7 protein-coding genes and 2 pseudogenes are annotated in these 19,936 nt (G+C 62.0%); 5 read left to right on the forward strand and 4 right to left on the reverse strand.

All coding sequences use genetic code 11. The features are described 5' to 3' along the window. Positions 1 to 387 precede the first annotated feature (387 nt). Positions 388 to 8,906 (forward strand): annotated as a pseudogene (locus tag MF410_RS19875) (glucoamylase family protein). Between the two features lie 100 nt (positions 8,907 to 9,006). Next, positions 9,007 to 10,245 carry an OpgC domain-containing protein gene (gene opgC, locus MF410_RS19880; protein WP_097625028.1) on the forward strand — a complete coding sequence of 413 codons (1,239 nt, stop codon included), beginning with the start codon at positions 9,007 to 9,009 and terminating at the stop codon, positions 10,243 to 10,245. A 51-nt stretch (positions 10,246 to 10,296) separates the two neighbouring features. Here opgC and MF410_RS19885 read toward each other — a convergent pair whose 3' ends face one another. Next, positions 10,297 to 10,650 (reverse strand): VOC family protein, encoded by a 354-nt coding sequence (locus MF410_RS19885; protein WP_097625027.1) that lies wholly within the window; start codon positions 10,648 to 10,650, stop codon positions 10,297 to 10,299. A 428-nt stretch (positions 10,651 to 11,078) separates the two neighbouring features. Further along, positions 11,079 to 12,843, reverse strand: a pseudogene (locus MF410_RS19890) (glucan ABC transporter ATP-binding protein/ permease). Positions 12,844 to 13,165: 322 nt separating this feature from the next. On the opposite strand from MF410_RS19890, the gene MF410_RS19895 reads away from it, so the two are divergent. The 3 genes from MF410_RS19895 (at position 13,166) to MF410_RS19905 (ending at position 18,444) form a co-directional block, all read left to right on the forward strand. Continuing rightward, positions 13,166 to 13,921, forward strand: a complete 756-nt coding sequence (locus MF410_RS19895) for a LuxR family transcriptional regulator (RefSeq protein WP_097625148.1) — start codon at positions 13,166 to 13,168, stop codon at positions 13,919 to 13,921. 216 nt (positions 13,922 to 14,137) lie between these two features. Beyond that, the gene (gene pyc, locus MF410_RS19900) at positions 14,138 to 17,602 is read left to right on the forward strand and encodes a pyruvate carboxylase (protein ID WP_239619993.1); all 3,465 of its coding nucleotides are present in this window, start codon (positions 14,138 to 14,140) and stop codon (positions 17,600 to 17,602) included. Positions 17,603 to 17,871: 269 nt separating this feature from the next. Next, positions 17,872 to 18,444, forward strand: coding sequence for an NAD(P)H-dependent oxidoreductase (locus MF410_RS19905; protein WP_097625025.1), 573 nt, complete (start codon positions 17,872 to 17,874; stop codon positions 18,442 to 18,444). 44 nt (positions 18,445 to 18,488) lie between these two features. Here MF410_RS19905 and MF410_RS19910 read toward each other — a convergent pair whose 3' ends face one another. Together MF410_RS19910 and MF410_RS19915 are read right to left on the reverse strand one after the other, a co-directional pair. Next, positions 18,489 to 19,253 carry an amino acid ABC transporter ATP-binding protein gene (locus MF410_RS19910; RefSeq protein WP_097625024.1) on the reverse strand — a complete coding sequence of 255 codons (765 nt, stop codon included), beginning with the start codon at positions 19,251 to 19,253 and terminating at the stop codon, positions 18,489 to 18,491. Further along, a complete protein-coding gene (locus MF410_RS19915; protein WP_064841116.1) occupies positions 19,250 to 19,930 on the reverse strand; it encodes an amino acid ABC transporter permease in 681 nt (226 codons plus the stop codon). Before MF410_RS19915 ends, MF410_RS19910 begins: the two co-directional genes overlap by 4 nt. Positions 19,931 to 19,936 lie beyond the last annotated feature (6 nt).

Consider the following 19,936-nt stretch of genomic DNA (forward strand, 5'->3'; position numbering starts at 1 on the left):
TTCGAACCGATGATGCCATCCGAGATCGCGCGTCTTCTCCCAAAATCGAAGAGCTTTTGCATTACCGGAACCGGGGCGGGCATTGTGTCGTTCATGCACGTCCCAAGCGCGCCGGGCGCGCCGCTCATGCCTCTTGACTTGAATTATCCCGATAGTGTCCAATTTTCGACATGGCTTTCGCGGAGAGGGTATCGATGGTCTTGATCACCCGTCGGGCCGCGCCCTGGACCGGGGCTTAACCCGTTCGCATCGCTTGGCCCAAGCGTCATTTATCCCGGCTTCATCGATCTTCGAAGAAACGGGCTCCGTTCATGTAGCAGTCATGATAAGCAGTGCAAAAGGCTGAGCAAAACAGCCATAACTTCGTTTGGATCCAGAACCGAACCCATGTCTATTTCAAATCTTTCTCCGAGCCTTCCGCGCGAACCCGAGACGAAGCAGATCGATCACAATGATTCGATCCGCTCGACCTATCTTGCCATCGAGGACATCAAGGCGATCGGCAATACGGTCGCCCGCGGCGGCGTCGACCGGCTGCCGGCTTTCGCTCCCTTCGACTTCTTCGCGCGTCACAAGGAAAACGAGAAGGAAATTCTGCGCGTCTACCGGACTACGGCGACCGACGTAGAGGCAGGAGAGACGATCACACCTGCGGCGGAATGGCTGCTGGACAATCATTATATCGTCGAAGAGGCGATCCAGGAGGTGCGGCGCGACTTCCCCCGCCGCTTCTATCGCGAATTGCCGACTATGGTGGTTGGCGGTGTCGAGGTGCCGCGCACCCTCGTGCTGGCCTGGCTCTATGTCGCTCACACCCACAGCACGATCTCGCAGGAAAGCCTGACGGCGCTGGTCGACGGTTTTCAGGCCAGCGAGACGCTGAGGATCGGCGAACTGTGGGCGTTGCCTTCGCTTGTGCGTTACGTGCTCGTGGAAAATCTTCGCCGCATTTCCAGCCGTGTCGAAGCCAGCCGCCGCCTGCGCCGCCGCGCCAACGAGGCGGCCGACGAATTGGTGCGCCTGACCGATCCGGCCGCGGCGGCCGCCTATCTGAAGACGCTGGAACCGCTTGCCGAGGACAATACCTTCTCGACGCAGTTCCTCTATCGCATGCGTGACGGCTCGCAGACGTCGAGCCTTGCGATCACCTGGCTCGACGAGCGGCTGGAAGAGCTTGGCCGCAACACCGAAGAGGCGACGACGGCCGAACACAGCCGTCTCTCTTCCGGCAACGTGACGATGGGCAACATCATCCGCAGCCTTCGCGAGATCGACGATGCCGAATGGTCGGTCTGGGTCGAGCAGGTCAGCCATGTCGACAAGTTGCTCTGGGAGCATTCTGATTACGGCATTCTCGATTCCGGCTCGCGCAATAAATACCGCAAGCAGATCGAAAAGCTGGCCAAACGCTCGCCGCTGACGGAAATGGAAATTGCCCAGCTGGCGCTCGACATGACGGATGCCGCCAAGGCCTCCGACGAGCCGCAGCCGCATGAACCGAATGTCGGCGGATTCCTGTCCGGCGCCCAGCGGCCGAAGCTCGAGGCGCGGGCGAACTATCGCCCGACAGTCACCCAACATTTCGTGCGCGCGGTGCGCCGGTTCAACTGGCTGGCAATTGCCGTGCCCGTCATGCTTTTGACGATCATCGCCATGGCGGTCGTCGGCCGATTCATGGCCAATGCCGGCATGGGGCCGATCGAAATCGCCCTGCTGCTGATCATGTTCTCACTGCCCGCGTCGGAGGGGGCGACGGGCCTCTTCAACACCGTGCTTTCCTTCTTCGTGACGCCCGCGCGCCTTGTCGGCTACGAGTTCAAGGAAGGCATTCCGGAGGATGCCCGCACACTGCTCGTCGTTCCCTGCCTGATCTCGAACCGCGACAGCGTTGACGATCACGTGCGCAATCTCGAAGTGCATTATCTCGCCAATCCGCGCGGCGAACTCTATTTCGCGCTGCTCAGCGATTGGCCGGACAGCGAGGCTGAGGAAACGCCCGCCGATCTCGAGGTTCTCGATTATGCCAGGCGCGAGATCGCCAATCTTTCCGCCCGTTATGCCTATGATGGCAAGACGCGTTTCTATCTGCTGCATCGCCGCCGCCTGTACAATCCGTCCGAAGGTGTGTGGATGGGCTGGGAACGTAAACGCGGCAAGCTGCACGAGCTGAACATGCTGCTGCGCGGCGACCGCGACACGACCTATCTGCCGGGCGCCAACACCGTGCCGGCCAATGTGCAATATGTCATGACGCTCGATGCCGATACGCGCCTGATGCGCGATGCCGTCACCAAGCTCGTCGGCAAGCTCTATCATCCGATCAACCGCCCGGTCATCAACCCGAAAACCGGCCGTGTCGAAAGCGGCTACGGCGTGCTGCAGCCGCGCGTGACCCCGTCGCTGACGACGGGCAAGGACGCGTCGGTCTTCCAGCGCGTCTTTTCGATCAATCGCGGCCTCGACCCTTACGTCTTCACCGTGTCCGACGTCTATCAGGATCTCGCCGGCGAAGGCACCTTCACCGGCAAGGGCCTCTATCATGTCGATGCCTTCGAAGCCTCGCTGAAGGGCCGGATCGACGAAAACTCCGTGCTCAGCCACGATCTTCTCGAAGGCTCGATGGCGCGCTGCGCGCTGGTCACCGATCTCGAACTGGTGGAGGATTTCCCGATCCGATACGAGGTCGAAACCTCGCGCCAGCATCGCTGGGCGCGCGGCGACTGGCAGCTGCTGCCTTATATGTTCAATCCGAAATACGGCGTCACAGCACTCGGCCGCTGGAAGATGTTCGACAATCTGCGCCGCTCGCTGACGCCGATCGCCTGGTTCTTCGCCTCCGTGCTCGGCTGGTATTTTATGGGCCCGCTCGGCGCGCTTATCTGGCAGATTCTGCTGATCTTCTGCCTCTTCGTCGCGCCGACGCTGTCGCTGATCAACGGTATCATTCCGCGCACCAGCGATATCGTCGCCCGCGCCCATCTCTATACCGTCTGGTCCGATATCACGGCCGCCAATGCCCAGGTTGCTCTGCGGATCGTCTTCATCGCCGATTCCGCCGCCATGATGGCCGATGCGATCGGCCGGTCGCTCTACCGTCTGTTCGTCAGCCGCAAGCTGATGCTGCAATGGCGGACCGCCGCCAGCGTTCAGGCCGGCGGCCAGGGGACGCTGATTTCCTACTACAAGGCGATGTGGCATGCGCCGGTGCTGGCGCTGCTGGCCCTTGGTTTTGCCGCCCTGCCCGGCGACAACGCCTTCGTCGTCGGCATACCCTTCGCGCTGTTGTGGATCCTGTCGCCTGTTGTCGCCTGGTATGTCAGCCAGTCGGCGGAGACCGAGGACCGGCTCGAGGTCGCCGATTCGGTGTCGAGCGAACTGCGCAAGATCGCCCGGCGCACCTGGCGTTATTTCGAGACCTTCACCACCGCCGAGCAGAACTATCTGCCGCCTGACAATATCCAGGAAACGCCGCATGTGATCGTCGCGGCGCGCACCTCGCCAACCAATATCGGCGTCTATTTGCTCTCCGTCGTCTCCGGCCGGCAATTCGGTTGGTTCTCCTTCGAGGAGACGCTCGATCGGCTGGAGCAGACGATTTCGACGATCGACAGAATGGAGAAATTCCGCGGCCATCTGTTCAACTGGTATCACACCGATACGCTGCAGACGCTCGGGCCGCGTTATGTCTCGGCCGTCGACAGCGGCAATCTCGCCGGTCATCTGATCGCCATTTCGTCGGCCTGCCGCAACTGGGCCGAGGCGCCCTCCGCCCATATGCAGGGCAATCTCGACGGCGTCGGCGACACGGCCGGCATTCTCGGCGAAGTGCTGGCGGACCTGCCGGATGACCGCAAGACCGTGCGGCCGCTGCGCCGGCGCCTGGAAGAGCGCATCGTCGGTTTCCAGAACGCGCTTGCCGCCGTCAAGCGCGAGCATGAATTCGCCTCGATCCGCATCATCAACCTCGCCGTTCTCGCCCGCGATATCGAGAAGCTCGCCGCCAATCTCGACCATGAGGTCAAGTCGAAACAGAGCGAAGAGGTCACCCAATGGGCGGCATCCCTGGTGAAGGTCTGCGAGGCGCATATTTCAGACAGCACTTTCGACCTTTCCAAGGTCGATGCGTTGAGGCCGCGCTTGGTGGCGTTGCGCGACAAGGCCCGCGATCTGGCTTTCTCAATGGATTTCGGCTTCCTGTTCCGGCCGGAGCGGCGCCTGTTGTCGATCGGCTACCGCGTCGAAAGCGGTGAACTCGACCAGGCTTGCTACGACCTTCTCGCCTCGGAATGCCGCCTGACCAGCCTGTTCGGCATCGCCAAGGGCGATCTGCCGACGGAGCACTGGTACCGTCTCGGCCGCCAGGTCGTGCCTGTGGGGTCGCGCGGCGCGCTGGTCTCCTGGTCCGGCTCGATGTTCGAATATCTGATGCCGCCGCTCGTCATGCAGGAGCGCGGCGGAGGCATTCTCAACCAGACCAACAATCTGGTCGTCGTCGAACAGATGAATTACGCCCGCAAGCTCGGCATTCCGTGGGGCATTTCGGAAGCGGCCTTCAATGCCCGCGACCATAACCTCAACTATCAGTACACGAATTTCGGCGTCCCGACACTCGGCCTGAAGCGTGGCCTCGGCCACAATGCCGTCATAGCGCCCTACGCCTCGCTGCTCGCCAGCCAGTACGACCCGCCGGGCGCGCTCGAAAATCTGCAGAGGCTGCGCAAGGTCGGTGCGCTCGGCAAATTCGGCTTCCACGATGCCGTCGACTTTACGCCGACGCGCGTGCCGGAAGGCAAGAAATGCGCCGTGGTCTATAATTATTATGCCCACCATCACGGCATGTCGATCGCAGCCGTCGCCAACGTCGCCTTCAACGGCCATCTGCGCGAACTCTTCCACGCCGATCCGGTCATCGAGGCGGCGGAGCTTCTGCTGCAGGAAAAGGCGCCGCGCGACATTCCGGTGATGAGCGGCAAGCATGAATCCGACACACCGGCCAGCATCCAGGAGGATCTGCTGCGGCCGGAGATCAGGAAGATCAGCGATCCGGCGTCACGCGACCGCGAACTCGTATTCCTGTCGAACGGCCATTATTCGCTGATGTTGACGGCGACAGGCGCCGGTTATTCCCGCTGGAACGGCCTTTCCGTTTCCCGTTGGAAAGCCGATCCGACCGAAGACCGCTGGGGCAGCTTCATCTTCCTGCGCGATACCGCCACGAACGAATGGTGGTCGACGACATCGGAGCCGAAGGGTGTCGAAGGCGAAGCGATCAAGGTCGAATTCGCCGACGAGAAGGCGCAGTTCACCAAGACGGTCGGCGACCTGACGAGCGAGGTGGAATGCATCATCGCGACCGAGCATGATGCCGAGGCCCGCCGCGTCACCCTGCTCAACATGGGTACGGAAGACCGTTTCATCGAAGTCACCTCCTATCTCGAACCGGTGATCACCTCCGACGATACCGACAATGCGCATCCGGCGTTCGCCCGCATGTTCGTCAAGACCGAGATCGGCAAGCGCGGCGACGTCATCCGCGCCGAACGCAACAAGCGCGATCCGAACGAGCCGAACATCAGCATCGCCCATCTGATCGTCGACAATGCCGGCGACACCCGCCATACGGAATTCGAGACCGACCGCCGCAAGTTTATCGGCCGCGGCCGCAGTCTTGCCAATGCGGCGGCCTTCGATCCGGGGGCGACGCTTTCCGGCAGCGACGGCTTCATGCTCGATGCGGTGATGTCGCTGCGCCGCACCGTCCGCGTGCCGGCCGGCAAGAAAGTCAGTGTCATCTTCTGGACGATCGCAGCGCCGAGCCGCGACGAAGTGGACAAGGCGGTCAATCGCTACCGTCATCCCGACGCCTTCACCCACGAACTGGTCCAGGCCTGGACGCGCACGCAGGTGCAGATGCGTCACGTCGGCGTCACCTCGCAGCAGGCGGCGGCCTTCCAGCATCTCGGCCGCTACCTCGTCTATCCCGACATGCAGCTGCGCAAGGATGAAGCGACCGTCGAGGCCGGCCTGCAGTCGCAATCGGCGCTGTGGCCGCTGGCGATCTCCGGCGACTTCCCGATCTTCACGCTGCGCATCAACGACGACATGGATCTCGAAATCGCCCGCGAGGCGCTGCTGGCGCAGGAATATCTGCGCTCGCGCGGCGTCACCGCCGATCTCGTCATCATGAACGAACGCGCCTCTTCCTATGCGCAGGACATGCAGCATGCGCTCGACGCCATGTGCGAAAACGTGCGCCGAATGGGCCAAGCCGACGGCTTGCGCCAACATATCTTTGCGGTTCGCAAGGACCTGATGGAGGAGAGCACCTATCACGCGCTGATCGCGGCTTCCCGCGTCACGCTGCATACGAAGAACGGCAAGGTGGTCGACCAGATCAACCGCGCCGTCGCCCTGTTTGCCCCCTCCAAGGAGGAGCTGCAGGAGATGGAACGGGCCGAGCGCAACAAGGTCCCGGTCAAGCGCGTCGCGCCGGTGCCGCCACCCGCCGTGCCCGCCGTCGTCATCGAGGAAGAGGGCGATCTCGACTTCTGGAACGGCATCGGCGGCTTTGCCCGTGACGGACGCGAATATATCGTTCGCCTGCCCGGAGGCCACGCGACGCCGCAGCCCTGGATCAATGTTATCTCCAATGACAGGTTCGGCTTCCACGTCTCGGCCGAGGGCGCGGGCTTCACCTGGAGCGCCAATTCGCGCGACTATCAGCTGACCTCCTGGTCGAACGATGCGGTGATCAACCGGTCGGGCGAGGCGTTCTATCTCGCCGATCTCGACAGCGGTGCGGTCATGACACCGTTCGCAGCACTTTCCCGCCGGCCGGACATCCGTTTCGAAGCCCGCCACGGGCTCGGCTATTCCGTTTTCTCCAGCGTTCAGCACGATATCGCGCTGGAGCTGACGCAGACGATCGACCGCGAAAGGCCGGTGAAACTGCAGCGCCTGCGCCTGCGCAACACCGGTTCGACCAGCCGCAGGCTGCGTCTCTACGGTTACGTCGAGTGGATCCTCGGCAGCAATGCGGCACGCACCGCGCCCTTCATCCTGTCGAAACACGACGAGGAGACGGGGCGCTGTTTGCCAGCAATCCCTACAGCATCGATTATTCCAACCGCACCGCCTTCTTCGCGGCGAGCGAGGCGCTTTCGAGCTTCTCGGCAAGCCGTCGCGAATTCGTCGGCAAGGCGGGAACGATCCAAGCGCCGCAGGCCGTGATCTCCGCCGCCTCGCTTTCCGGCACGGCCGACCTCGACGGCGATCCGGCCGCAGCCCTTGCGATCGACGTCCAGCTTGCCGCCGGCGAGGAGCGCGACTTTACTTTCTTCCTTGGCGATACCCCGACGGAGGACGAAGCGCGCAGCATCATCGCCGATATCCGCAAAGTTTCGTTCGACGATGCCGTCGAGACGAACCGGGCCTTCTGGCGGGATTTTACCGGCAGGCTGCAGATATCGACGCCGGATCGCGGGATGAACAATCTCGTCAACACCTGGCTGCCCTATCAGAGCCTCGGCTGCCGGATCATGGCCCGCACCGCCTTCTACCAGGCAAGCGGCGCCTTCGGCTTCCGCGATCAGCTGCAGGACACGCTGGCCTTCGTGCTGCACGAACCCTCGCTTGCCCGCGGGCAGATCCTGAATGCCGCTTCGCGCCAATTCCGCGAAGGCGACGTGCAGCATTGGTGGCTGCCGGGAACGGGTGCCGGCGTGCGCACATTGATTTCGGACGATGTCGTCTGGCTCGCTTACGCGATCCATCATTATTGCACCGTTACCGGCGATAAGAGCGTGCTCGACGAGGAGATCGCCTTCCTGGAGGGACCGGCTCTGCTCGAAGGCCAGCACGACTCCTTCTACCGGCCGGAGATTTCCGAGGATAAGGCGAGCGTCTACGAGCACGCGGCGCTGGCGCTCGATCTCGCCATCGCCCGCAAGGGAGCAAACAGCCTGCCGCTGTTCCTTGGCGGCGACTGGAACGACGGCATGAACCGCGTCGGCATCGGCGGGCGCGGCACCAGCGTCTGGCTCGGCTGGTTCCTGGCAGGCGCCTTGCGCTCCTTCATTCCCTATGCCGAAGAACGCGGCGACACGGCCCGCACAGAGCGCTGGTCGGCGCATCTGACCGAGCTGAAGAAGGCGCTCGAAACCGCGGCCTGGGACGGCGGCTACTATCGCCGCGGCACGTTCGACGACGGCGCGCTGCTCGGCTCCAGGGAAAGCCCGGAATGCCGGATCGATTCGATTGCGCAGTCATGGAGCGTGCTGTCGGGAGAGGGGGATCCGGCCCGCGCCGTAAAGGCGATGGATGCCGTGCTCGACCAGCTGGTCGACGAGGATGCCCGCATCATCCGGCTGTTCACGCCGCCTTTCGTCAACTCCGCCAGGGATCCCGGCTATATCAAGGCCTACCCGCCGGGTGTGCGCGAAAATGGCGGGCAATATACCCATGCCGCTACCTGGGTGGTGATGGCGCTGGCGGAACTGAAGCGGGGCGACGACGCGTTGCGCTGCTTCCAGATCCTCAACCCGATCACCCATGCGCTCGACAAGGCTTCGGCGGAGCAATACCGCGTCGAACCCTATGTCGTGGCGGCCGACGTTTATGGTCATGAGCCCTATACATCGCGCGGCGGCTGGACCTGGTATACCGGCTCTGCCGGCTGGCTCTACCGCGCCGCCGTCGAGGGCATCCTCGGCATCCGGCTGAAGGGCGACCGGCTCTACGTGCGGCCGTCGCTCCCGTCGGAATGGGACGGTTTTGCGGCAGAGGTGGAACAGGGCGGCGACAAATACCGCATTTCGGTCTCAAAAGCGTCCAATGACAGCGGCTACACTCTGTCTATCAACGGCTGCGAAGTCACCGATCCCGAAGAGGGATATCCGCTCGGATAACAGCGTTCTCCACGCTGAAAAACACGGCGATTCGCGACGGCCAAAACGGAACCCTTTTGGCCGTCGTCGCGTTTGCAAATCGGATAATAAGGAGAAACCCATGGCTAGCACGCCGACCGAAGCCATTGTCACCGGGCGCAGTTCCCTATCCGCAACTGCGCCGATGCGTGACACCAGGCTCGATGTCTTGCGCGGCGTGGCGCTGATCATGATCTTCATCAATCATGTTCCCGGACAGATCTTCGAATATGTGACGACGAAGAATTTCGGCTTCTCGGATGCTGCCGAGGCCTTCGTGCTGATCTCGGGCATAGCCGTCGGCCTTGCCTATGGTTCCGGGTTCCGGCCGGGCAACCGGCTGAAGATGGCGGTCAAGGCGGCAAAACGTGCCTTTACGCTCTATCTCGCGCATATGATTACCACCTTCATGACACTGGCGCTGTTCATCTGCGGCGCATGGCTGTTTCACCGGCCGGGCCTGCTGGTCGAAATCAACATTCTGGCGGTGCTGATGAACCTGAAGGAGGGTATTCCGGCGCTGCTGCTGCTCGGCCATCAGATCGGCTACAACAATATCCTGCCGATGTACGGCGCCTTGATGCTGATGGTGCCGATCATCCTGCTCTTGAATGCGCGCAGCCCGTTGCTGGCGCTCGGCGTTTCCGGCACGGTCTGGCTGCTTGCGGGCATTTATCAGGTGGCGCCGCACAACATGCTGATCGAGAGCTATTGGTTCCTCAATCCGCTTTCCTGGCAGTTCCTGTTTACGATCGGCATCGTTTCGATGCTGCATATCAAGCGGGGCGGCACGATCCCGCGGCATCCGCTGCTGTTTGCGGCCGCTGCCGGCTACGTCGCCCTATCCTTCGTCTGGGTGACCGGCCATCTCTGGGCCTTCGGCAATTCGCTGGCAGCCCTTGGCCTGCCGCCTGTCATCACCGGTTTCGACAAGACCTTCCTGTCGCTGCCGCGGCTGCTGCATGTGCTGGCGCTGACCTATCTCGTCATCAACATTCCGGCGCTCTCACGCATTCTGCGCCGCCCTGCGGATCATCCGCTGACCATCCTCGGCCGCCATTCGCTCAACATTTTCGTCGCCGGCACGATCCTCGCCATGATCGGCCAGGTGGTGCTCTATATCACCAACAAGGACCCGCTGGTCGGCCCGCTGTTCGTGATCGCGGGCGTCGCGACGCAATTCGCCTATGCCTATTATCTCGAACGCAAGCGCCAGCAGGGCAAGGTCAAGGGGAAACTCGTCACCGAGCCCGCCAGCATCCCGGTGCCCGTCCGTATCGGCGGAACGGCCAACGCCTATCGCCGCAACGAACGGAAATAGGTCTCGGATGCGGCTGCCAGATGAAGGAGCCGGTGGCCGATGGCCGCCGGCTCAATTTTTATGGACGAGAATGTTCACCAGCTTGCCCAAGGGATCGCGTACATAAAAGCGCCTGACGCCCCAAGGTTCGTCGGCCGGCCCATACTCGATCGCAAAACCGGCAGCCGACATCGCCTCGAACACGGCATCGAGCTCATCAACTTCGATCGATAGATCGGGCACCGGCGTTCCGGAACCGCCCTCGGTAGCGATGCTCAGCTGAACGTTCATCGGTCTCGCGGCGCCGAAGGTCGTGATCCAGCCGTGATCCATGACGACGTCAAGACCGAGGATATCCTGATAGAAGCGCCGGGCCGGCGTGATGTCGGGTGTCTGGATATTAGCGACGATGCGCAAGACCTTCATGGGCTTTCCTTCCGATGCTTGCTGACAAGGCGGAAGGTAGGAAGATCGGCAGGGTGGTCAATCGGGGTTTGGCTTAGAATGGCGACGCGGCGGAGTGTAGGCCCCCTCTGCCCTGCCGGGCATCTCCCCACAAGGAGGGAGATCGGCTGGGCGCGATGGTTTCCCCAAGCAATGACCAACTGATGTTCCGCACCGCAGTAGAGAGGGATTGAGGGTCAACCACTGGCCAATCTCCCGCCTTGTGGGGAGATGCCCGGCAGGGCAGAGGGATAGCCACACGGCAAACTGCCAATGCATTATTGTCCATATCAGCAGTGGGAGAAAGCAAAGTCCTAAAGCGTGGCATATGAAGGCGCGCCTAACCCAGCCCAACAAAAAAGGCCGGAAGGGAGCTACCCTTCCGGCCTTTGTCTTGAAAACCGAACCGATCAGGCGGCTTCGGTTGCGTGGGCCTTGCGGACTTCTTCGTCCGTCAGGATGCCGCTGGCGCGCAGCAGGGCGGCGAAGCGGCCGTTGCTGTGGCTTAGTTCATCGAAGCTGCCCTGTTCGACGACGCGGCCGTCATCCAGGAAGAGCACCATATCGGCTTCGCGGACCGTCGACAGGCGGTGGGCGATGATGAAGGTGGTGCGATTCTCACGCAGATTGTCGATCGCGACCTTGACGCGGTTTTCGGTCTCGACGTCGAGCGCCGAGGTCGCCTCGTCGAGCACCAGGATCGGCGCGTCCTTGAGGATGGCGCGGGCAATCGCGATGCGTTGGCGCTCGCCGCCGGAGAGCTTGTTGCCGCGTTCACCGACATGCGTATCGTAGCGATCCTCACGGGTCTCGATAAAGTCGGCGGCGGCGGCGGCTTCGGCCGCACGGCGCATTTCCTCTTCGCTCGCACCTTCGCGGCCGAGGCGGATATTCTCGCTGATCGAGCGGTTCAGCAGGCCTGCGTCCTGGAAAACGGTAGCGATGTGGCGACGCAGCGACTTGCGAGTCACCTTGGTGATGTCGGTGCCGTCGACGAGGATCTGGCCGCCCTGGGCGTCGTAGACGCGCTGCAGCAGATTGACGAGCGTCGTCTTGCCGGCGCCGGTCGGGCCGACGATCGCAACCGTCTGGCCTGCCTTCACCGAGAAGGAGACATTGTGCAGGCCCTGCGAGCTATTGCCGAAGCCGAAGGAGACGTCGCGGAATTCGATCGCACCCTTGACGTCCTTGATCTCGCCATTGCCGGCCGGTTCTTCGCGTTCACGCACCGAGTTCTTCGAGCACATAGAATTCCTCGAGCTTGGAACGGGCTTCGAAAATCTGCGTGGCGAACTGGCGCATCAGGTCGAGGCGGCCGATCAGCAGGTTGGCAAAGCCGATGAAGGCGATGACGTCGCCGACGCGCAGCTGGCCGGCCTGGACGAGCATGGTGCCGATGATCAGGACCACCATCATCGCAATTGTCGAGGCCATGCGGTTCAGCGCGCTGGCGATCGCCCACCAGTCGAGCACCGGATACTGGGCTTCGAGCAGGCGGTCGGCAAAGGATTTCAGCGCCCGGGTTTCAGCCTCGATGCGGTTGTAGCTGTGCAGGACCGAAACGTTGCTGATCGAGTCGCTGACATGCGAGAAGACCGTGTGATAGTGGTTTTCGACCGAAGCCTGACCGTCCTTGGTGCGGCTCATGACGACGCGGCCGATCAGCCAGTAGGCGACGGCGAGCACCATGAGCACCGCGGAAAGGCGCAGGTCCATCGACATTGCGGTCGGGATCAGAAGGGCAAGCGCGATGACCGTCGACAGGTGGTTGCGCATGAATTCCAGCCAGAGGCCGAACAACGTCTCGCAGGCGCGCAGCAATGTATGCAGCGCGTTGGAGGTACCGCGCTGATGGTGCCAGCCGAGCGGCATGGAAATGATCCGGCCGAAGGCTTCCGTCAGCAGCGTCGCCCGCCGGCCATGGGCCAGCCGGTCGGCCTCGCGGGCGACCAGGACAAAGGCGACGGTGTTGAAGACGGCGAAAGTCGCCCACATGAAAAGGATGGGCTTGACCTCACCCTTGCCGGAAATCGCATCGATAATGCGACCGAACAGGATCGGCTCCGCGATGGTAATCGTTGCCAGAACGATGTTTGCCACCACGACCAGGGATACGCGCAGCTTGTAGGCGCCAAGATAGCGCAGAGCTCTTGCATAGACCTTGAATAGCGTCACGTCGAACCTCTTGTGCATCTGCGAAAACGGGATGATGCCATGCTACAAAAGGCTACCTGAACCGGCGATTAACGGAGTATTCAGGGTTCAATCCAGGCGACGATTCACCCCATCGTACTATCGCAGGATGCGACGAGATAGGCTATGGCGCTGAAATTGTTACTCGGCTATATCCCCGCAACAATTTGCGCTTGCATTTTAATAAATTTTTAGCGCAGCATTAAATTAGAGACTGCATTTTTTGAGACGACCGTTTCGCGACCCATTTGAAAGCCGCCGACGGCCTCGGATGCGGGCGTCACGTCCGGGCAAGGGGCATTTTGTGAATATTAATTTGTTAATTCAATTGCTTATAGTTCTGGAAGAATCGCCGAACTCTCGGGCTGTGGTGACCGAGCTCGAACGGGTGATCGACGATAGCGGCTTCGAATATTACGGCCTGCTGCGCTATTTGCCGCAAAATCCTGTGCAGCGGAATCCGGAACCTCGGGCGGCGGCGCTTGCCGATCGCTGGCCGGAACAATGGCCGCAAATCTATTCCGCGAAAAAATATGTCATGATCGATCCGATGGTGCGCTATCTCGCCCATGCCCAGCGGCCTTTCCGCTGGCGGGAAAGTTTGGCAGCCTTCGGCAAGGATGCGCAGCGGCGCCGCATGGAGCAGATGATGGTCGATGCTTTCGGTCACGGACTGGAAGACGGTTATATCTTTCCGGTCCACGGACGGAACGGCATTCTCGGCAGCCTCAGTCTCGCCGGCAAACCTGTCGAGCTGTCGCCGGTGGAGATCGCCTTGTTTGAAGCGGTGGCGCGCAAGAGCTTCTGGCGATTGCTCGAACTGAAGGACGAGGCGCAGGCGCTGGAATCCGTGCTGCCGGCCGACACGCCGCTGACGCGACGTGAAATGGAGATCCTGCATTATCTCGCCGAAGGCATGACCTCGATGGAAATCGGCAAGGTGCTGAAGATCTCAAACCACACCGTGGACTGGTATATGAACGGCTTGCAGAACAAGCTGAAGGCGAAAAACCGGCAACAGGCGGTGGCGCTTGCCTTTCGTCACCGGCTGATAAGCTAAAGCAGCCTGCTGACAATATAAGCGATTTTCATACTACCTCTTTGATTTCGATCAGGATTCGGATCTGGGCCGATCCGGCGAGGCTGCATCCGCATCCAGAATGGCGAGAAATTGCATTTCGCAGTCGCAAGAGAAATTGAACTTCCTGTGACAAGAAGTTAAGAATTTCCTTCGCGGGTGCAGCATGCCCGCGTCTGAACGTCTGAGGAGACCGTTTTGCCCATTTCCAAGATTCTCGTTGCCAATCGCTCCGAAATTGCCATTCGCGTGTTCCGCGCGGCCAACGAGCTTGGAATAAAAACCGTGGCGATCTGGGCTGAGGAGGACAAGCTGGCGCTTCATCGCTTCAAAGCGGACGAAAGCTATCAGGTCGGCCGCGGCCCGCATCTGGCGCGTGATCTAGGACCGATCGAGAGCTATCTGTCGATCGACGAGGTGATCCGCGTCGCCAAGCTCTCGGGCGCCGACGCCATTCACCCGGGTTACGGCCTGCTGTCGGAAAGCCCCGAATTCGTCGATGCCTGCAACAAGGCCGGTATCATCTTCATCGGCCCGAGGGCCGATACGATGCGCCAGCTGGGCAACAAGGTTGCCGCCCGCAATCTGGCGATCTCGGTCGGTGTGCCTGTCGTGCCGGCGACCGAGCCGTTGCCCGACGATATGGCCGTGGTGGCGAAGATGGCGAAAGAGATCGGTTATCCCGTGATGCTGAAGGCCTCTTGGGGCGGCGGCGGGCGCGGCATGCGCGCCATCCGCGACCCGAAGGATCTTGCCCGCGAGGTGACCGAGGCCAAGCGCGAGGCGATGGCCGCCTTCGGCAAGGACGAGGTCTATCTGGAAAAGCTCGTCGAGCGCGCCCGCCATGTCGAAAGCCAGGTTCTCGGCGATACGCACGGCAATGTCGTGCATCTGTTCGAGCGCGACTGCTCCATCCAGCGCCGCAACCAGAAGGTTGTCGAGCGGGCGCCGGCCCCTTATCTATCCGAGGCGCAGCGCCAGGAACTTGCCGCCTATTCGCTGAAGATCGCCGCGGCGACCAATTATGTCGGTGCCGGTACCGTCGAATATCTGATGGATGCCGATACCGGCAAATTCTACTTCATCGAGGTCAATCCGCGCATCCAGGTCGAACATACGGTGACCGAAGTCGTCACCGGCATCGACATCGTCAAGGCGCAGATCCACATCCTTGACGGCGCCGCGATCGGTACGCCGGAATCCGGCGTTCCCGCTCAGGCCGACATCCGTCTCAACGGCCATGCGCTGCAGTGCCGTATCACCACCGAAGATCCGGAGCACAACTTCATTCCGGATTATGGCCGCATCACCGCCTATCGCTCGGCCTCCGGCTTCGGTATCCGCCTTGATGGCGGCACCTCCTATTCGGGCGCCATCATCACCCGCTATTACGATCCGCTGCTCGTCAAGGTCACGGCCTGGGCGCCGAACCCCTCCGAAGCGATTTCCCGCATGGACCGGGCGCTGCGCGAATTCCGTATTCGCGGCGTCGCCACCAATCTGACCTTCCTCGAAGCGATCATCGGCCACCCGAAATTCCGCGACAACAGCTACACCACCCGTTTCATCGACACGACGCCGGAGCTCTTCCAGCAGGTCAAGCGCCAGGACCGCGCAACGAAGCTGCTCACCTATCTCGCCGACGTCACCGTCAACGGCCATCCCGAAGCCAAGGACCGACCGCGGCCGCTGGAAAATGCTGCCCAGCCGGTCGTTCCCTATGCCAACGGCAATGGCGTCAAGGACGGCACCAAGCAGCTGCTCGACACGCTCGGCCCGAAGAAGTTCGGCGAATGGATGCGCAATGAGAAGCGCGTGCTCCTGACCGACACGACGATGCGCGACGGCCACCAATCGCTGCTCGCCACCCGCATGCGCACCTATGACATCGCCCGCATCGCCGGCACCTATGCGCATGCGCTGCCGAACCTGCTCTCGCTTGAATGCTGGGGCGGCGCCACCTTCGACGTCTCGATGCGCTTCCTGACCGAAGATCCGTGGGAACGGCTGGCGCTGATCCGCGAGGGCGCGCCGAACCTGCTCTTGCAGATGCTGCTGCGCGGCGCCAACGGCGTCGGCTACACCAATTACCCCGACAATGTCGTCAAATACTTCGTCCGCCAGGCGGCCCGCGGCGGCATCGATCTCTTCCGCGTCTTCGACTGCCTGAACTGGGTCGAGAACATGCGGGTGTCGATGGATGCCATCGCCGAGGAGAACAAGCTCTGCGAGGCGGCGATCTGCTATACCGGCGATATTCTCAATTCCGCGCGCCCGAAATACGATCTGAAATATTATACCGACCTTGCCGTCGAGCTGGAAAAGGCCGGCGCCCATATCATCGCGCTCAAGGACATGGCCGGCCTGCTCAAGCCCGCGGCGGCGAAGGTGCTGTTCAAGGCGCTGCGCGAGGCGACCGGCTTGCCGATCCATTTCCATACGCATGATACGTCGGGGATTGCGGCGGCAACCGTGCTTGCCGCGGTCGAAGCCGGCGTCGATGCCGTCGATGCGGCGATGGATGCGCTCTCCGGCAATACCTCGCAGCCCTGTCTCGGTTCGATCGTCGAGGCGCTGCGCGGGTCGGAGCGCGATCCGGGCCTCGATCCGGAATGGATCCGCCGCATCTCCTTCTATTGGGAGGCCGTTCGCAACCAGTATGCCGCCTTCGAAAGCGATCTGAAGGGGCCGGCCTCGGAAGTCTATCTGCATGAAATGCCGGGCGGCCAGTTCACCAACCTCAAGGAGCAGGCCCGCTCGCTCGGTCTGGAGACCCGCTGGCACCGGGTGGCGCAGGCCTATGCCGACGCCAACCAGATGTTCGGCGATATCGTCAAGGTGACGCCGTCTTCCAAGGTGGTCGGCGACATGGCGCTGATGATGGTGTCCCAGGACCTGACGGTTGCCGACGTCGTCAGCCCCGAACGCGAGGTCTCCTTCCCGGAATTGGTCGTCTCGATGCTGAAAGGCGATCTCGGCCAGCCGCCGTCGGGATGGCCGGAGGCGCTGCAGAAGAAGGCGCTGAAGGGCGACAAACCCTATACAGTGCGTCCCGGCTCGTTGCTGAAGGAGGCCGATCTCGATGCCGAGCGTAAGGTCATCGAGACGAAGCTGGAGCGGGAGGTCAGCGACTTCGAATTCGCTTCCTATCTGATGTATCCGAAGGTCTTCACCGATTTCGCGCTCGCTTCCGATACCTACGGCCCGGTCTCGGTGCTGCCGACGCCTGCCTACTTCTACGGCCTCGGTGATGGCGAGGAGCTGTTTGCCGATATCGAACGCGGCAAAACTCTTGTCATCGTCAACCAGGCGATGAGCGCCACCGACAGCCAGGGCATGGTCACCATCTTCTTCGAGCTCAACGGCCAGCCGCGCCGCATCAAGGTGCCGGACCGCGCCCATGGGGCGACGGGAGCAGCGGTCCGCCGCAAGGCCGAACCCGGCAATGCCGTCCATGTCGGTGCGCCGATGCCGGGCGTCATCTCGCGCGTCTTCGTCTCCTCAGGCCAGGCCGTCAGCGCCGGTGACGTGCTCGTCTCGATCGAGGCGATGAAGATGGAAACGGCGCTGCATGCCGAGAAGGACGGCACGATCGCCGAGGTGCTGGTCAAGGCGGGCGATCAGATCGACGCCAAGGACCTGCTCGTCGTCTACGGCGGCTAAGCAATTCGGCCTGCCGGAGCGCTCGACGTCGCTCCGGCAGCGCATCATTCGTGATCAATCACCCGATTGTGTGCGTTCGGCCGACGGGAATGCGGAACTTTTGACCGTTTCCTGCAGCCCCCGGCTTGCCGGGCATGGGGCTTATTTCCTAGAAATGGCGGGCGCATAACCCTAAAGGATTATACGCCATTGAAAGCGAGGAGCGTTCGTAGCGCGTCCTATCGGCCGTAACGTTCCAGCAAACCCGTCATTCAACAGGAAAGATCCCCATGAGCAAGCTGAAGATTGCCGTCATTGTCGGCAGCACGCGTATCGGCCGTTTCGCCCAGCACCCGGCCAAGTGGATCGCTGACCTCACCGGCCAGCGTTCCGATCTGGACGTCGAGGTTCTTGATCTTTTCGACTATCCGATGCATTTCTTCGGCGAAGAGCGCGCCACCACGGCGGAAAGCGAATCCGCCGAGCGCTGGAAAAAGAAGCTGCGCGAATTCGACGGCTTCATCTTCACCGTCGCCGAGTACAACCATGCTCCGACGGCGGTTCTGAAAAACGCGATCGATCTCGGCGAATTCATCCAGAAGCCGGTCGGTTTCGTTGGTTACGGCGGCGTCGGTGGCGCACGGGCGGTCGAGCAGCTGCGGCTGATCTTCGTGGAAATGAGCGCTGCTTCCGTCAAGACCGGGGTCCACATCGCATTCAGCGAATACCTTGCCGTTCTCAAGGAGGGCAAGGGCCTTGGCGACTACCCGCATCTCAACGAAGCCGCCAAGAACCTGCTTGACCAGATCACCTGGTGGGGCAATGCGCTGAAGGCCGCGCGCGCCGTCGTCACGGCCTCCTGACCGGTATTCCGGCAATGCCGGGATGGCAGCATCCCGGCATTGCCTCAGATATCGTAGGTATGGGCGGCGGCGTTGATCGTCGAGATGAAGCGCTTGGTGCGTTCGCGTTCCGGCGCAGTAAAGATCGCCCTGGCGCTGCCCGTCTCGACGACGCTGCCCGCTTCCAAGAAGACGACGTCATTGGCGATCTTCGAGGCGAGCCGGAGATCGTGGGTCGCCATCACCATCGTCGTGCCCTCGCGGGCAAGCTGACCCAGTACGTCGACCACTTCGGCCGAGAGTTCCGGATCGAGCGCCGAGGTCGGCTCGTCGCAGAGAAGTACGCGCGGCGACGGCGCCAAGGCGCGTGCGATCGCCACACGCTGCTGCTGACCGCCTGAGAGCGTCGACGGCCAGGCGTCGGCCTTGTGGGTCATGCCGACCTTGGTCAACAGCTCCATAGCGCGTTCACGCGCCTTTTCCCGCGGCCATTTCAGCACTGTCACCAAGCCCTCCATGACATTCTCGATCGCGGTCTGATGCGGGAAAAGCTGAAAATTCTGGAAGACCATGCCGGTCTGGCGGCGGATCTTCTGGATCGCCTGCCAGCTCGTTCGTTTGCCCGGGGCAAAGGACAGCGTTTCTACGCCGAGTCGGATCGCGCCTGATGTCGGGATTTCGAGCAGGTTGATGCAGCGCAGCAGCGTGCTTTTGCCGCCGCCTGAGGGGCCGACCAGCGCGGTGACGCTGCCTTCGGGAATACGGATGGTGATATCCTTGAGGATGACGGCGTCGCCGAAGCGCTTTTCGATGTTGGAAAGCTCGATCATGCATTGGCCTCCAGCATGCCGCCATACCGTGCGAAGCGGCGTTCCAGCCGTACCTGCAGCTGCGAAAGGACGGAGCTCAGCACGAGATAGAGCAGCGCCGCCTCGATATAGAGGATCAGCGGCTCATAAGTGGTGGCAACGATGCGCTGCGCCGCCTGGAAAAGCTCCGGCACGGTGATGGCGGCGGCCAGCGAAGTATCCTTGACCAGCGAGATGAAGGTGTTCGACAGCGGCGGCACGGCGACGCGGGCGGCCTGCGGCAGGATGGTGCGGCTCATTGCCTGCCGCCAGCTCATGCCGATCGAATAGGCGGCCTCCCACTGGCCCTTGGGCACCGAGGAGATGACGGCGCGAATGATCTCGGAGCTGTAGGCGCCGATATTCAGGGTAAAGCCGATCAGGGCGGCGGGAAAGGCATCGAGCAGAATGCCGATGCTCGGCAGGCCGTAGAAAATCACGAAGAGCTGCACGAGCAGCGGCGTGCCGCGGATGACCCAGACATAAAAACGGGCGATGGCCGCGACAGGTCCCGGGCCGAAAAGCCGGGCAATCGCGGTGATCAGGCCGAGGATCAGGCCGAAGACGAAGGACAGCAGCGTGAGGGGAATGGTAAAGATCAATCCCGCCCAGAGGAGCGAGGGGAGCGATTCCGCCATCAGTTGAAGCCAGTGGGGCAAAGGGGT

Source organism: Rhizobium sp. C104 (assembly GCF_022354505.1).
GTDB lineage: Bacteria > Pseudomonadota > Alphaproteobacteria > Rhizobiales > Rhizobiaceae > Rhizobium > Rhizobium redzepovicii.